At 55.8% G+C, this 15542-nt stretch carries 15 protein-coding genes and 1 other annotated feature; of the genes, 9 read left to right on the top strand and 6 right to left on the bottom strand.

Annotated elements, in window-relative coordinates; translation table 11 throughout:
* The 3 genes from ACI2JR_RS17375 to ACI2JR_RS17365 all read right to left on the bottom strand — a co-directional run.
* Positions 1 to 520, bottom strand: a 520-nt coding sequence (locus ACI2JR_RS17375; RefSeq protein WP_462479076.1) for an APC family permease, incomplete at its 3' end; no start/stop codon positions are given.
* 290 nt (positions 521 to 810) lie between these two features.
* Positions 811 to 1701 (bottom strand): LysR family transcriptional regulator, encoded by an 891-nt coding sequence (locus ACI2JR_RS17370; RefSeq protein ID WP_462479075.1) that lies wholly within the window; start codon positions 1699 to 1701, stop codon positions 811 to 813.
* Between the two features lie 36 nt (positions 1702 to 1737).
* Positions 1738 to 2562: an SDR family oxidoreductase gene (locus ACI2JR_RS17365; protein ID WP_132725188.1), complete on the bottom strand. Its 825-nt coding sequence runs from the start codon at positions 2560 to 2562 to the stop codon at positions 1738 to 1740.
* A 176-nt stretch (positions 2563 to 2738) separates the two neighbouring features.
* Here ACI2JR_RS17365 and hisL point away from each other — a divergent pair, with 176 nt between their 5' ends.
* The 9 genes from hisL to hisIE all read left to right on the top strand — a co-directional run bounded on the left by hisL (position 2739) and on the right by hisIE (position 9991).
* Positions 2739 to 2789 (top strand): his operon leader peptide, encoded by a 51-nt coding sequence (hisL, locus tag ACI2JR_RS17360; protein ID WP_004899375.1) that lies wholly within the window; start codon positions 2739 to 2741, stop codon positions 2787 to 2789.
* Positions 2765 to 2887 (top strand) — a sequence feature (His leader region). (Overlaps the previous gene by 25 nt.)
* Positions 2888 to 2934: 47 nt before the next feature.
* Positions 2935 to 3834, top strand: coding sequence for an ATP phosphoribosyltransferase (gene hisG, locus ACI2JR_RS17355; protein WP_132725190.1), 900 nt, complete (start codon positions 2935 to 2937; stop codon positions 3832 to 3834).
* A gap of 52 nt (positions 3835 to 3886) precedes the next feature.
* Complete coding sequence (hisD, locus tag ACI2JR_RS17350) at positions 3887 to 5191, top strand: histidinol dehydrogenase (protein WP_132725192.1); 1305 nt, start codon at positions 3887 to 3889, stop codon at positions 5189 to 5191.
* Entirely contained in the window at positions 5188 to 6249 is a 1062-nt protein-coding gene (hisC, locus tag ACI2JR_RS17345; protein ID WP_132725194.1) for a histidinol-phosphate transaminase, read from the top strand. Before hisD ends, hisC begins: the two co-directional genes overlap by 4 nt.
* The gene (hisB, locus tag ACI2JR_RS17340) at positions 6246 to 7313 is read left to right on the top strand and encodes a bifunctional histidinol-phosphatase/imidazoleglycerol-phosphate dehydratase HisB (RefSeq protein WP_048336077.1); all 1068 of its coding nucleotides are present in this window, start codon (positions 6246 to 6248) and stop codon (positions 7311 to 7313) included. Before hisC ends, hisB begins: the two co-directional genes overlap by 4 nt.
* Positions 7313 to 7903, top strand: coding sequence for an imidazole glycerol phosphate synthase subunit HisH (gene hisH, locus ACI2JR_RS17335; protein ID WP_048336079.1), 591 nt, complete (start codon positions 7313 to 7315; stop codon positions 7901 to 7903). Before hisB ends, hisH begins: the two co-directional genes overlap by 1 nt.
* Positions 7903 to 8640 (top strand): 1-(5-phosphoribosyl)-5-[(5-phosphoribosylamino)methylideneamino]imidazole-4-carboxamide isomerase, encoded by a 738-nt coding sequence (gene hisA / locus ACI2JR_RS17330; protein WP_132725196.1) that lies wholly within the window; start codon positions 7903 to 7905, stop codon positions 8638 to 8640. Before hisH ends, hisA begins: the two co-directional genes overlap by 1 nt.
* On the top strand, positions 8622 to 9398 hold the full coding sequence (hisF, locus tag ACI2JR_RS17325) for an imidazole glycerol phosphate synthase subunit HisF (RefSeq protein ID WP_132725198.1): 777 nt from the start codon (positions 8622 to 8624) through the stop codon (positions 9396 to 9398). Before hisA ends, hisF begins: the two co-directional genes overlap by 19 nt.
* Positions 9392 to 9991 (top strand): bifunctional phosphoribosyl-AMP cyclohydrolase/phosphoribosyl-ATP diphosphatase HisIE, encoded by a 600-nt coding sequence (gene hisIE, locus ACI2JR_RS17320; RefSeq protein WP_132725200.1) that lies wholly within the window; start codon positions 9392 to 9394, stop codon positions 9989 to 9991. The genes hisF and hisIE overlap by 7 nt, the downstream gene beginning before the upstream one ends.
* A gap of 109 nt (positions 9992 to 10100) precedes the next feature.
* Here the strand turns inward: hisIE and ACI2JR_RS17315 are convergent, their stop codons facing one another.
* The 3 genes from ACI2JR_RS17315 to ACI2JR_RS17305 are packed head-to-tail and all read right to left on the bottom strand — an operon-like array spanning position 10101 to position 15521.
* Positions 10101 to 13367 carry a glycosyltransferase gene (locus ACI2JR_RS17315; protein WP_462479080.1) on the bottom strand — a complete coding sequence of 1089 codons (3267 nt, stop codon included), beginning with the start codon at positions 13365 to 13367 and terminating at the stop codon, positions 10101 to 10103.
* A 2-nt stretch (positions 13368 to 13369) separates the two neighbouring features.
* Positions 13370 to 14698 (bottom strand): ABC transporter ATP-binding protein, encoded by a 1329-nt coding sequence (locus ACI2JR_RS17310; RefSeq protein ID WP_432801838.1) that lies wholly within the window; start codon positions 14696 to 14698, stop codon positions 13370 to 13372.
* The gene (locus tag ACI2JR_RS17305; protein WP_087848938.1) at positions 14688 to 15521 is read right to left on the bottom strand and encodes an ABC transporter permease; all 834 of its coding nucleotides are present in this window, start codon (positions 15519 to 15521) and stop codon (positions 14688 to 14690) included. The genes ACI2JR_RS17310 and ACI2JR_RS17305 overlap by 11 nt, the downstream gene beginning before the upstream one ends.
* Positions 15522 to 15542: the final 21 nt, after the last annotated feature.

Here is a 15542-nt window from a genome sequence, read left to right as displayed (position 1 = left end):
TCAGGCCAACAATCACCGCCACGATCCCCATCTGCAGGATAACGATCAGGGTGTTGAAGTTCGCCACGGTCTTGATGCTGCGCAGGTTAGAGATGGTCATAAAGGCCACCAGCGCGACAACGAAAATCCACGATGGTACGGAAGGCACCAGCGCTTCAAAATAAATTTTCGCCAGCAGAATGTTGATCATCGGCATGAACAGGTAGTCCAGCAGCGATGACCAGCCCACCATAAAGCCAACCGCCGGGCTGATGGATTTCTGGGCGTAGGTGTAAGCGGAACCCGCTGACGGGAAACGACGCACCAGTTTACCGTAGCTCAGCGCCGTAAAGAGAATCGCGATCAACGCGAAGGCGTAGGCCGTCGCGACGTGACCGTCGGTCAAACCAGAGACGATACCAAACGTATCGAACAGCGTCATCGGCTGCATATAGGCCAGGCCCATCATTACAACCGGAATCAACGTAAGCGTTTTACGTAATTCCACGCGAGAGGTGTTTGGAGTAGCGTTATGCGACATGGTGGTTATCCCCTTTTACGGCGAAGGCCATCGCGTAAGCAAAAAATTGCCCCATTTCAGTGTATTCCTCAGCGACAACGACTGTCGGTTTTTAGTAAATATCTATCCGGTACGAAGCCCGGCCTCTTGGTATTGAATGATGTGTCTTAAAAGCAAAAAAATAACCGACGCTTTAAAAAAGCGTCGGCTAGTTTCTATTTTTCAGGCCGCGTATTTTGCAACATTTTCTGGCTGGATGACAAGATGTTGCAGCAGCAAATCAGCGCTACAATTATTTAACCGATTAATATTTATGCAATTTTAGTATTGTAGATCGTGTGGATAGCATTATTTGCTAAAATCTCGCTGCGCCACCAGGCGCAGGAGCGCCCGGCGCTGTCTTCATTCCAGCCCAGCCACGCCCGATGCAAAGGCGCATGCGAGGCAACCGCCTTCTCGATAAGCTCGCCGCTATCCAGCTGCGCCTGCGCCAGATAGCGCGGGACATATCCCCAGCCGAGCCCGGCGGAGATCAGCATTAACTGGCCGGAGAAATCAAACGTCGCCAGCTGCTCCTGCTCACCGACCGCCGGCCAGCTTCCCCCGCTGACGATTGCCCGATGACGCTTCATCACCCGCCAGCTCAGCGGCGCGTCCATCTGCGCCAGCGGATGTCCCGGCGCCACGACAAAAACATGCTCCAGTTCGCCCAGCAGGCTGAAACCGTAGCCGCCGAGCGATGGAGGGTCGCTTAACGCCCCCAGCACCATATCCGCTCGCCCCTCCAGCAGCGCATCCCAGCCGGTAGCCGCCCTGGCGCGGAGAAAGCGCAGCTGCGCCAGCGTGTGCTGCTGATAGAACTGACTAACCAGAGGCGGCAGTAAAAAGAAAGGAAAGGCACTATCTACGGCCAGCACCAGCGCATTTTCCCAGCCCTGATGTAGCTTAACCGCCTGTAGCTCCAGCTCGCGGGCGGTATGCAGCACTTCCCGCCCCTTTTCCAGCAGCATCTGCCCGGTAGGGGTAAAGCGCGCACGATGACCGCTGCGGTCAAGCAGTTGGATATTAAGATCGCTTTCCAGCTTGTGGATGGTATAGCTCAGCGCAGAAGGCGTTTTATAGAGCTTTGCCGAGGCTGCGGCAAAGCTCCCCTCTTTTTCCAGCGCATCAAGAATAACGAGGACATCCAGCAGTGGTTTCATCGCCCCCCCTTAGGTACGCGATTTCCCGCTGGCGGATTACTCCATCGGCATCACCAGCGGATCGGGGTACTGATACTCAAACCCCAGTTCGTAGCAGATACGGTTGCCATCGATAAGCTTACCCGTGCCGCCGGCGGGATTATCAGCAAACACCGGGGCGGGCAGGCCGAGTTCGCGGGCCATTTGCGGGTAGAAAACGCCGCGCGCCGGATGTTTGGGCGCACATATATTATAGATGTGTCCACCCTTCGGGGCCTGCAGCAGCAGTTCGATCGCCGCAATGACATCCTGCAGATGGACCAGATTCACGCCATGCTGACCATCCGGCGCGGATTTCCCGGCAAAGAAGCGCCCCGGATGGCGGGATGGCCCCACCAGCCCGGCCAGACGCAAAATATCCACCGAGGTCCCGGGGAGGTTATGCAGCCAGTCCTCCAGTTCTTTCAGTACCCTGCCGCTGGCGGTTTGCGGGTCGCGCGGCGAATTCTCTTTCAGCGTACCGCTGGCATTGCCGTAGACGGAGGTCGAACTGGTAAAAATGATCCGCGGTATATGATGGGCCAGAGCGGTATCGACGAGCTCCTGCACCGCCTGCAGATAAAACTCTTCCCCCGGCCCGGTGCGGCGGGCCGGCAGCGTGATCACCAGCGCATCGACGTTCATTAACGCATCCAGATCTTCGGTATCACAAACCAGCTGCGGCTCCAGGCGTAACGGATAGCTTTCGATACCGCACATCCGCGCCGCCTCCACGCCATCCTCGGTGGTTTTACTGCCGGTAACCTGCCATCCGCGTGCGCTTAATGACAGGGCAAGTGGCATCCCCAGCCATCCTAAACCGACAATTGCGACCTTTTTCATACCCTGGCTCCTGACTCTTTCGCTGTGCTGACTTAAGGCTACGCCAGCCGGCGGCAACTGACAATTTCTTCAGTGAATATGAAATGAATTAATGATAGTAAAAAGCCCTTGCTTTCTGCGCTTGAAGTGGTTTAGGTTAAAAGGCATCAAATGCATAGTCATTCAAAGAGAATTTTATGAACCGCGTTCAATTTAAACACCACCATCATCACCATCATCCTGACTAGTCTTTCAGGCGATGTGTGCTGGAAGACGTTTAGATCTTCCAGAGGTGCATGAGCGCGAATAGAGCCCCCGGAAGATTTACTTCCGGGGGCTTTTTTTTTGAACCAAATTCGGCCAGATTCAGACAGGAATTAAGAGGAAATAAGAATGTTAGACAACAGCCGTTTACGCATAGCTATTCAGAAATCAGGGCGTTTAAGCGAAGATTCACGCGAATTACTCAGCCGCTGCGGCATCAAAGTGAATTTGCACACCCAGCGCCTGATTGCGCTGGCGGAAAATATGCCGATCGATATTCTGCGCGTGCGTGATGACGATATCCCGGGGCTGATTATGGACGGCGTGGTGGATCTCGGCATCATCGGCGAGAACGTGCTGGAAGAAGAGCTGCTGAGCCGCCGCGCTCAGGGCGAAGACCCGCGCTACTTCACCCTGCGTCGCCTGGATTTTGGCGGCTGCCGCCTGTCGCTGGCGACTCCGGCGGATGAACGCTGGGACGGCCCGGCGGCGCTGGATGGCAAACGCATTGCCACCTCCTACCCGCACCTGCTCAAGCGCTACCTCGACCAGAAAGGCATCTCCTTTAAATCCTGTCTGCTGAACGGTTCAGTTGAAGTCGCCCCGCGCGCCGGCCTCGCCGACGCGATTTGCGACCTGGTATCAACCGGCGCCACCCTTGAAGCCAACGGCCTGCGCGAAGTGGAAGTGATGTTCCGTTCCAAAGCCTGTCTGATCCAGCGCGACGGCGAGATGGCCGATGGCAAACAGCAGCTGATCGACCGCCTGCTGACGCGTATCCAGGGGGTGATTCAGGCGCGCGAATCCAAATACATCATGATGCACGCGCCGACCGAGCGCCTGGAAGAAGTAGTGGCCCTGCTGCCTGGCGCCGAGCGCCCGACCATTCTGCCGCTGGCGGGGGATAAACAGCGCGTCGCGATGCACATGGTCAGCAGCGAAACCCTGTTCTGGGAAACCATGGAAAAACTGAAAGCGCTGGGCGCCAGCTCGATTCTGGTGCTGCCGATCGAGAAGATGATGGAGTAAGCCAACGCGCCCGGCGCAAGCCGGGAACCGGGTTAAACAGGGGGAAACGATCATGAGCTTCAACACAATCATCGACTGGAACAGCTGCAGCGCAGAACAACAGCAACAACTCTTAATGCGCCCGGCGATCTCCGCATCCGACAGCATCAGCCGTACGGTGGCGGAAATTCTTGATAACGTGAAAAACAACGGCGACGCGGCGCTGCGCGAGTACAGCGCGAAGTTTGATAAAACCGACGTCAAAACGCTGAAAGTCACCGCCGAAGAGATTGCCGCCGCCGGCGATCGCCTCAGCGATGAGCTGAAACAGGCGATGGCGGTGGCGGTAAAAAATATCGAAACCTTCCACAACGCGCAAAAGCTGGCGCCGGTGGATGTCGAAACGCTGCCGGGGGTACGCTGCCAACAGCTGACCCGGCCTATCGCCTCCGTCGGCTTATATATTCCGGGCGGTTCCGCCCCGCTGTTCTCCACGGTCCTGATGCTGGCGACTCCGGCGCGGATCGCCGGCTGCCAGCAGGTGGTGCTCTGCTCTCCGCCGCCGATTGCCGATGAGATCCTCTATGCCGCCCAGCTGTGCGGCGTGCGCAATATCTTTAACGTCGGCGGCGCGCAGGCGATTGCCGCGCTGGCGTTCGGCACCGACTCGGTGGCGAAAGTCGACAAAATCTTTGGCCCGGGCAACGCCTTCGTCACCGAAGCCAAACGCCAGGTCAGCCAGCGTCTGGACGGCGCGGCCATCGATATGCCCGCGGGCCCGTCAGAGGTGCTGGTCATTGCCGATAGCGGCGCGACGCCGGACTTTGTCGCCTCCGATCTGCTGTCGCAGGCGGAACACGGCCCGGATTCCCAGGTTATCCTTCTGACCCCGGATGCGGCGATGGGCGAGCAGGTCGCCCGCGCCGTTGAGCGCCAGCTGGCGGAACTGCCGCGCGCGGAGACCGCGCGCGAGGCGCTCTCCGCCAGCCGCATCATCGTGGCCCGCGATCTTGCCCAGTGCGTCGAGATTTCCAACCAGTATGGCCCGGAGCACCTGATTATCCAGACCCGCAACGCCCGTGAGCTGGTCGACGGCATAACCAGCGCCGGTTCGGTGTTCCTCGGCGACTGGTCGCCGGAATCCGCCGGCGATTACGCCTCCGGCACCAACCACGTGCTGCCGACCTACGGCTATACCGCAACCTGCTCAAGCCTTGGCCTGGCGGATTTCCAGAAGCGGATGACCGTGCAGGAGCTGTCGCGCGAAGGTTTCGCCGCCCTCGCCTCTACCATCGAGATCCTGGCCGCCGCAGAGCGCCTGACCGCCCACAAAAATGCCGTTACGCTGCGCGTTGCAGCCCTTAAGGAGCAAGCATGAGCATCGAAGATTTAGCCCGCGCTAACGTGCGCGATCTGACGCCTTATCAGTCTGCTCGCCGTCTGGGCGGCAAAGGCGATGTCTGGCTGAACGCCAATGAGTTTCCGACCGCCGTCGAATTTCAGCTGACGCAGCAAACGCTGAACCGCTACCCGGAATGCCAGCCGAAAGCGGTGATTGAGAATTACGCCCGCTATGCCGGCGTCAAGCCGGAGCAGGTTCTGGTCAGCCGCGGCGCCGATGAAGGCATTGAACTGCTGATCCGCGCCTTCTGCGAACCGGGGCGGGATGCGGTGCTCTACTGCCCGCCGACCTATGGGATGTATAGCGTCAGCGCCGAAACCATCGGCGTGGCCTGCCGGACGGTGCCGAGCCTGAGCGACTGGCAGCTCGATCTGCCCGGCATCGCCGCGAATCTCGACGGCGTGAAGGTGGTGTTTGTCTGCAGCCCGAACAACCCGACCGGGCAGATTATTAACCCCAACGATATGCGCACGCTGCTGGAGATGACCCGCGGGAAAGCGATTGTGGTGGCCGATGAAGCCTATATCGAGTTCTGTCCGCAGGCGACGCTGGCCGGCTGGCTGAGCGACTACCCGCACCTGGTGGTGCTGCGTACGCTGTCGAAAGCGTTTGCCCTCGCCGGGCTGCGCTGCGGCTTTACCCTGGCGAACGCCGAGGTGATTAGCCTGCTGCTGAAAGTCATCGCCCCCTACCCGCTGTCGACGCCGGTGGCCGATATCGCCGCCCAGGCGCTCAACGCCGCCGGGATTGCCGCGATGCGGGAGCGCGTAGCGCAGATCCTCGATGAGCGTGCGTACCTGGTAAGCCAGCTGCGCGGCATCGCCTGCATTGAGCAGGTTTTCGATTCCGAGACCAACTACCTCCTCGTGCGCGTTAAAGCGTCCAGCGCGGTGTTTAAATCTTTGTGGGATCAGGGCATTATCTTACGAGACCAAAATAAACAACCCTCATTAAGCGGCTGTTTGCGTATCACTATCGGTACCCGTGCAGAGAGCCAGCGCGTGATTGACGCCTTGACTGCGGAGAATGTATGACCCAGAAGTTTCTCTTTATTGACCGTGACGGTACGCTGATTTCTGAGCCACCGGTTGATTTTCAGGTAGACCGCTTTGACAAGCTGGCCTTTGAGCCGCAGGTGATCCCGGCCCTGCTGAAATTACAACAGGAAGGCTACAAACTGGTGATGATCACCAATCAGGACGGTCTGGGGACCGATAGCCTGCCGCAGGAGGCGTTCGACGGCCCGCATAACCTGATGATGCAGGTGTTCTCTTCGCAGGGCGTCGACTTCGAAGAGGTGCTGATTTGCCCGCACCTCCCGGCCGACAACTGCGCGTGCCGCAAGCCGAAGACTCAGCTGGTGCTGCCGTGGCTGGAAGACGGGGTGATGGATAAAGCCCACAGCTATGTCATCGGCGATCGCGCCACCGACGTTGAGCTGGCGGACAATATGGGCATCATCGGCCTGCGCTATGACCGTGAGACGCTGAACTGGCCGACCATCTGCGAGCAGCTGACCCGCCGCGACCGCTACGCCCACGTTGAGCGCAATACCAAAGAGACCCAGGTTGACGTCAAGGTCTGGCTGGACCGCGAAGGCGGCAGCAAAATTCACACCGGCGTTGGTTTCTTCGATCATATGCTCGATCAAATCGCCACCCACGGCGGTTTCCGTCTGGAGATTAACGTCGGCGGCGATCTGTATATCGACGATCACCACACGGTGGAAGATACCGGCCTGGCGCTGGGCGAAGCATTGCGTCTGGCGTTAGGCGACAAGCGCGGCATCAATCGTTTTGGCTTCGTCCTGCCGATGGACGAATGCCTGGCCCGCTGCGCGCTGGATATCTCCGGGCGCCCGCACCTCGAATATAAAGCGGACTTTGCCTATCAGCGCGTCGGCGACCTGAGCACCGAGATGGTGGAACACTTCTTCCGCTCGCTCTCCTATACCATGGCGGTGACCCTGCACCTGAAAACCAAGGGCAAGAACGACCACCACCGCGTCGAGAGCCTGTTTAAGGCCTTTGGCCGCACGCTGCGCCAGGCGATTCGCGTGCAGGGCGATACGCTGCCCTCTTCGAAAGGAGTGCTGTGATGAACGTGGTGATCCTCGATACCGGCTGCGCCAACCTCAATTCGGTCAAGTCGGCGATCGGCCGTCACGGCTATGAGCCGGCGGTCAGCCGCGACCCGGATGTGGTGCTGCGCGCCGATAAATTATTTTTACCCGGCGTTGGCACCGCCCAGGCGGCGATGGATCAGTTGCGCGAGCGCGAGCTGATTGAACTGGTGAAAGCCTGTACCCAGCCGGTGCTGGGCATCTGCCTCGGCATGCAGCTGCTGGGACAGCGCAGCGAAGAGAGTAACGGCGTGGATTTGCTGGGCATTATCGAAGAAGAGGTGCCGAAAATGGCCGACCACGGGCTGCCGCTGCCGCACATGGGCTGGAACCGGGTGTACCCGAAAGCCGGGAACCGCCTGTTCCGCGGCATCGATGACGGCGCGTATTTCTATTTCGTCCACAGTTATGCCATGCCGGTGAACCCTTACACCATCGCACAGTGCAACTACGGCGAACCGTTCACCGCAGCGGTACAGAAAGATAACTTTTTTGGCGTGCAGTTCCACCCGGAACGCTCGGGCAGCGCCGGCGCGCAGCTGCTGAAAAACTTCCTGGAGATGTGATGATCATTCCGGCTTTAGATTTAATTGACGGCACGGTAGTCCGCCTTCATCAGGGCGATTACGGCCAGCAGCGTGATTACGGCAACGACCCGCTGCCGCGCCTGCAGTCCTACGCCGCGCAGGGGGCGGAAGTCCTGCATCTGGTCGATTTGACCGGCGCAAAAGATCCGCAGAAACGCCAGATTGCCCTGCTCAAGACGCTGGTGGCCGGCGTGGATGTCCCGGTGCAGGTCGGCGGCGGCGTGCGCAGCGAAGAGGACGTGGCCGCCCTGCTGGACGCCGGCGTCGCCCGGGTGGTGGTGGGGTCAACCGCGGTCAAATCCCCGGAGACGGTGAAAGAGTGGTTCCGGCGTTTTGGCCCGCAGCATCTGGTGCTGGCGTTAGACGTGCGCATTGATGCCGAGGGCAATAAACAGGTGGCGGTCAGCGGCTGGCAGGAAAACTCGGGGGTGACCCTCGAAGAGCTGGTGGAAAGCTATCTGCCGGTAGGCTTGCAGCACGTGCTGTGCACCGATATTTCTCGTGACGGCACCCTGGCGGGCTCTAACGTCTCGCTGTATGAAGAAGTGTGCGCCCGCTATCCGCAGGTGGCGTTCCAGTCTTCCGGCGGCATCGGCGATCTTAATGATATTGCCGCGCTGCGCGGAACCGGCGTGCGCGGGGTGATCGTCGGCCGCGCGCTGCTGGAAGATAAATTCAACGTAACGGAGGCCATTCAATGCTGGCAAAACGGATAATCCCCTGTCTCGACGTGCGCGACGGCCAGGTAGTGAAAGGCGTTCAGTTCCGTAATCACGAAATCATCGGCGATATCGTGCCGCTGGCAAAACGCTATGCCGACGAAGGCGCCGATGAGCTGGTGTTCTACGATATCACCGCTTCCAGCGATGGCCGGGTGGTGGATAAGAGCTGGGTATCGCGGGTCGCGGAGGTTATCGATATTCCGTTCTGCGTTGCCGGCGGTATCAAATCTCTTGACGATGCCGCGCAGATTCTCTCCTTCGGCGCCGACAAGATTTCAATTAACTCCCCGGCGCTGGCGGACCCCACGCTGATCACCCGCCTCGCCGATCGCTTTGGCGTGCAGTGTATCGTGGTGGGCATCGATACCTGGTTTGACGCTGAAAGCGGCAAGTATCACGTCAATCAGTACACCGGTGATGAGAGCCGTACCCGCGTCACCCGGTGGGAAACTCTCGACTGGGTGCAGGAAGTGCAGAAGCGCGGCGCCGGCGAGATCGTGTTGAACATGATGAACCAGGACGGGGTGCGTAACGGCTACGATCTTGAGCAGTTGCGCAAAGTCCGCGCCGTGTGCCACGTACCGCTGATCGCTTCCGGCGGCGCCGGCACCATGGAGCACTTCCTTGAAGCCTTCCGCGACGCCAACGTCGACGGCGCGCTGGCGGCGTCGGTGTTCCACAAGCAGATTATTAATATTGGTGAACTGAAAACGTACCTGGCAGCACAGGGCGTGGAGATTAGGGTATGTTAAGTGAACAGCTGGACTGGGAAAAAACCGACGGCATGATGCCGGCTATCGTGCAACACGCCATCTCCGGCGAAGTGCTGATGCTGGGCTACATGAATCAGGAGGCGCTGGCGAAGACCGAAGAGAGCGGTAAAGTGACTTTTTATTCGCGGACCAAACGGCGCCTGTGGACCAAAGGGGAAACTTCCGGCAATTTTCTCAACGTGGTGAGCATTACCCCGGATTGCGATAACGACACCCTGCTGCTGCTGGTGAACCCGATTGGCCCCACCTGCCATAAAGGCACGTCCAGCTGCTTCGGCGAGACAGGACATCAGTGGTTATTCCTGTATCAGCTGGAACAGCTGCTGGCCGAACGTAAACATGCCGATCCGGAAAGCTCGTATACGGCGAAGCTGTACGCCAGCGGTACCAAGCGTATTGCGCAAAAGGTCGGGGAAGAAGGCGTGGAAACCGCGTTGGCCGCGACGGTGCATGACCAGTTCGAACTGAAGAACGAAGCCTCGGACCTGATGTATCACCTGATGGTGCTGCTGCAGGACCAGGGGCTGTCGCTGGAAGATATCATTGCCAACTTAAAAAGCCGCCATCAGTAAGAACGGCAGATTTAAGGCATAAAAAAGGCCGGGGTTGAACCATCCTTACTCAGGATCCCGTTCAACTCCCGGCCTTTTGCTATACGCCCCCTGGGGTCGCCGCTGACAACTAGCGGTTGCGTTTAAACTCCGCCACCTTCTTCGCCAGCAGCTCTTCGCTGGCCTTAATTAGCGAGGTGTATTGCGAGTTTTCAAAGCCCCAGAGCGTGGACTGCTGCTCTTCCGCATATCCCACCAGGAATGGAACCGTGGTGACCACCACCAGATCTTGCGCAGATTCGACATAGCGGTCGATCGTATTGGTCTCCGCATCGATGTTGGTTTCATCCCACTGCGAAATCAGCGCCATCCCGCTGCGTGAGTAGATATTCATCACCATGCTGGTCATTTTATCGATATAGACATATTCGATACCGTCGATCTCTCTGACGTCAATGATTCGGGTATCGTCATGAAGATGCGCGATGATACCGGCAAAAATATGCCATTCGATCTCGGTCGTCTGCAGATGGTCGATAATCTTATTCAGCTTCTGGTCGTAATCAAGCGGGAAAATCACATCATCTTCACAGATAATGCCCATTTTCGCTTTACTGGCCAACATTGCGGAAAGCATATATTTATAGCTCATCCCGCAGCCAATCCAGCCGATGCGATAACGAATACCGTCAAAGAAGCGGAAGCCATGCGAAGGGCTCTTAAAGAAGGCCTTCCTGCGCGCCGGCGTTTCCGACAGCGACAGACACAGACGTGGAATATCGTTTTCCTCGATATCATCGAAGCTGTAGCTGCTTTCGTACTGCGGGAACGTAAGCTTATCGATCGACAGTAAATAACGCTTCAGATAGACGTTATTTTTCTTATCCTCCGCGGTAAAGCGCGCAATAGCCGCCCGCGTCTCGCGATAATGTTGCTCATCAGACAGCAGTGCCTGCAGCTTTGCCACCATCGCCTGGATATCGCCAACCGGGCAGAAATCAATCATGCCCTGCAGGTCCTGATGTTCTTCAATATCCGAACTGCTTTCACTGACGATCGGCGTACCTAACGACAACGTTTCATACAAACGCGTCGTCTCCAGCAGCGCATCCTCATAGTAATGGATATTAATGACCACCCGCGCATCCTTAACCATTTTGGTCAGGCGATCGCCAAATACTTCAGAAGCGACGGTTACGTTGAAATGTTTCTTCAACTCCTGCAGATAGGCTTTACGCCGCTCGCAATTGGGATCGCCATAGAATAGAACGTCAGCGGCTTTATCACCCTTCTTCTCACTGAGGTCATAGCCAATCTGCGAGAGATAAGCGGGATAATCTGCGTAACTGGAGATCGGCATATAGAATAGTTTCTGATAGGGGATCCCCTGTTGCAGCAGGTATTCAATATTTTTCAGCGAGTAATCAAATATCGCCACCGCGTTATTCAAGCGAGCGAAATAGTCCTCGGTGAACCATCTGGAGTTGACCGACTGTTCCATCTGGAACGCGATATAGTGCTTAGGTAGTTGCTTAAACATCTGCGGACAGACGACGATATGCAGCTGACCATTATCATGCTCTGCAACGTATGCGGTACTGACCTGTGCGGTGACACCGTTCTCCAGCAGACTTTTCTCGATCAAATGAGCAACGAATAAGGTGTGCTGCGTTGCGAGGATCCGCACGTCGCCGTTATCAAGAAACGTCGCTGCCGGCGCAGAATCTGTCGCCGCGCGGTTCATCACGCGTTTAAAACCGTCCGCGGCCCCTTTCCAGTTACCGGACATAATGAGCCGCAGCGCGGTTTTATATTTCGATTTTGACAGAAGACCACCTGAGAGCAGGAAGCGCGATAACGCCCCATTACCCGACGCCGCGTGGTGGCGGGTCATCGCCTTGATCGTTGCGAATTCGCCGCGGCAAATTCGGCCCGACATACGCACTGGCATGGTCAGTTTCCACGACAGACTATTACGCATGCGGTTGATTTCTTCCTGCTTCGTTTCGACGGCCGATATCAGTCCCGCTTTGGCGTGCGCCGCAATCTCGACCTTGTCCTGTAGTTGCGCGAGCGTGGCCGTCAGTTTCTCACGTTCGGACACCTCCGCGGCAAGCTGGTTTTTTAACAAATCGAGCTGTTTGTTATGTTCTTGCAGGGAGTTTTCTAAAATCTTTCTCATCGCTTTGTCTTGGGAAATAGCTTCATTTATCAATGATGACAGGGTATGTGCAGCCTCGGATGGGCTACCCGGCATATCAGCTGAGTAAAATTCAAGATGCTTGCCGGCAATCTCTTGTTCTTCAGGATGGCGTAATCTGAAGTTGAGGTACTCCTGACTGAAAACCAGATCAAAAGGCACCAGGTAAGAGAAGAGATAAAACGCGGCCGCATTGACTCTGGCTGGGGCTTCAGCTAATTCATTGATAAAAGAGTAAGAGCAGTCACCTAAAACCGTGGTTTTCTTTCCGGTTAGCAGTGCCTCAAGACCGACGCTTGAGTTAATGGTGAACACTTCCTGGCACTTATTAATGAAGGCAAGGCTATTGGCTGAGTCATCAATCGTAAAAACGTCGTCCCTTAAGCGGAACAGACTTCCCGGATGCGCACGCACCAGAATGTCGTCTTTTTCATAAAGCTGGCGAACGTACGAAATCAGTGAAATGTTGGTAAAGCCATGATTATAGGCAATCAGGTTGGAATCATCCTCAACCTGAAGCACCACGCCGGCCGCCGAAGGGGTAGCAGTTTCAGTGGACGGTAGAGCCTCAAGAAAATAACGGTGCAAATCGTCCAACGAGGCCTTTATATCCAGTTCGGACTGGCATTTTTGATACCGCTCGCTGGCCTCGGTCCCCCCATTCACGCCGGAAAAGTCCAGATAGGCGGTATTACGATACATCGGCGCACGCAGCGGACCAATCTCGATGTGCATCACCTCTTTCCCCAGAGTCTTCGCGAGATGCTCCAGGGAAGGACAGTTGCAAATAGAGATAAAAGCATCGACCTGGTCAACTAAGCCTCTTTTGCTCTCCAGCAAAACGCGCAGTTCTGTTTCCAGTTCAGGGATCCGCTCGGTCAGAAACGCCGTAAATGATGCGATCGGATCGTGGTGGTGACGGGAAAGGAGCGTTTCATATAGGCCATTATCGAGATGCAGGTACTCATGACGCGCGATACTTTCATCCGTAGGTAACGCATATCCTAGCGACGCCATCGACGCCGGATCATATTCCCAACGCCCATGCTGAGCGTCATCATTTATGATGTCTAAATAATCCTCACCGGTAATAAACAAAATCTTGTCGGTTGCGCAGTGAAGATATTTATAAAACAGCCATAAATAAGGGGCTTTAAGCCCCCTGAACGGATAAGGAGGTAAAAATACAGCCAGCATCATTACTCTCCATTCGAAATAATTTTCAACGGGGCGTGAATCACACCACCCAACTCCCTTGCAGACCAGAATTTAACTTTCATCATCGGACGCCGCTGATCGAGCTCTTCCCTGTCGCCGTTGCCAACCTTAGCCAGCCCGCAGTGAATGAGGTAATCTCCGGAGTTGACGGGTAACGTGGCTTTATACACGATACGCTGATGACCGGGCCGCAGCGTAATCGCCGCACCTGCGCCGATATTACTGTCACCCCAGATATCTCCACCCTGCGCTTTCGACATTGAAATCCCTAACGCGATATCTTTAATTTCTTCGGAAGCCAGAATCGAAAAATCAAACGTCACTTCTTCCCCGGATTTAATCAGCGGCTTCTCAGCAAGGGTGGTGCCGTCCGATTTATAAATCGTCAGATCCTCGATGATTGCGCGCGCGCTCCCAAAACGCTTCTCGCCAATCGCCTCATTGGTAGTACGCAGTTGAATCGCCTTCAGCTCTTCGACGCTGACGTCTTCAACGGAACCCTTGTCAGCCTTGCTGGCCACGGCAGGTTTCTCACTCCCGTTGGCGAGGATCATCCCTTTTTCATAGGCCAGAACCGCCGCCAGAACATCCGTGGTATCGCCAATCAGCTTACCGTGATCCATGACTAAACAGCGGTCCGCATATTCGAGAATGCTTCCGGTCGAGTGGGTCACCATGATGATGGTGACGCCCTTCGCACGCAGCGCTTCCATCCGCTTATAGCACTTGTACTGGAAGCCAATATCGCCAACCGCCAACGCCTCATCGACGATTAAAATTTCCGGCTCCACGCAGGCCTGCACGGCAAACGCAAGGCGCACGTACATCCCGCTGGAGTAGGTTTTCACCGGCTGATCGATAAACTGGCCGATATCGGCAAACTCTTCAATCTCGGCAAATTTCGCCGCGATTTGATCTTTCGTTAACCCCAGTACGGAACCGTTCAGATAGACGTTCTCGCGCCCGGTAAATTCAGGGTTAAAACCGGCGCCCAGCTCCAGCAGAGCGGCAATGCGCCCGTTGACCCGGACGTCACCCGCGGAAGGCGTTAAGGTCCCGCAGATAATTTGCAGCAGTGTGGATTTACCCGCGCCATTACGACCGATAATACCGACGGTCTCTCCTTTCTTGATGCTAAAGGAGACATCGTCTAAAGCCCAAAACTCACGGAAATAACAGTTACGCTCTCTTCTGGCGACTTGCTGAATTTTTGGCACAAAAAACTGTTTTAGCCGATCGGTCGGACTCGCATAGATCTGGTAGCATTTGCTCAGATTGGTGACCTGAATTGCAATTTCATTAGAGGACATCAGCAAACCCCTTCCTTGTTTTCTGGAAGAAGACAAAACCCAGCCAGGCGACAACTAATGCCCCCATGGAATACAGTAAGAGACCCCAAAAGTTAGGTATCCCGCCCCAAATCAGAACGCTGCGGGCTTGTTCAATAATAAAGGTCAACGGGTTAAGCATGATCCAGATATGATATTTCGCGGGCAAGGCGCTTATCGGGAAAAACACCGGGGATAAGAACATCATAACGGTAGTAATAATGACCGTAGTCTGGCTCACGTCACGCAGGAAAACGCCTAATGAGGCCAGAATCCACGATAAGCCAAGGCAGAAAATGATTAACGGGAAGAAGACTAACGGCAGGAACACAATCGTCCAGTGCAGATAGCCGTTAAAGAGGACAAAGGCCACCAGCAGAACAAACAGGCTAATGCAGGTATGGAAGAGAGCCGCCAGCAGCGAGATCACCGGTAGGGTTTCCAGCGGGAAGATGACCTTTTTTACGTAGTTGGTATTGCTGAGGATAATCAGTGGCGCTTTGTTGATGACTTCACTGAAGAAACCGTGAACAATCATACCGACAAACAGGATTATCGCAAACTGGGTTCGGCTCTCATCGCCACCGGTCGACCAACGCGCTTTAAACACCACTGAGAAAACAAAGGTATAAACGGTCAGCATGAACAGTGGGTTCAGAAAGGACCAAAGCAAGCCCATCACTGAACCTTTATATCTTCCGATAACATCACGCTTTGCCATCTGCAGGATAATACTCCAGTGGCCAGAAATACTACGCACAATTTCTACGGGTGATGATGAAAGTTTTTGATGCGGGTTTTTCATTTTAAACTCGTAATAAAATTA

The sequence above is a fragment of the Klebsiella sp. NPDC088457 genome, from assembly GCF_044900465.1.
Classification (GTDB): Bacteria; Pseudomonadota; Gammaproteobacteria; order Enterobacterales; family Enterobacteriaceae; genus Klebsiella.
The sequence above is the reverse complement of the archived record's forward strand: the minus strand, read 5'-3'. Positions and strand labels throughout refer to the sequence as shown.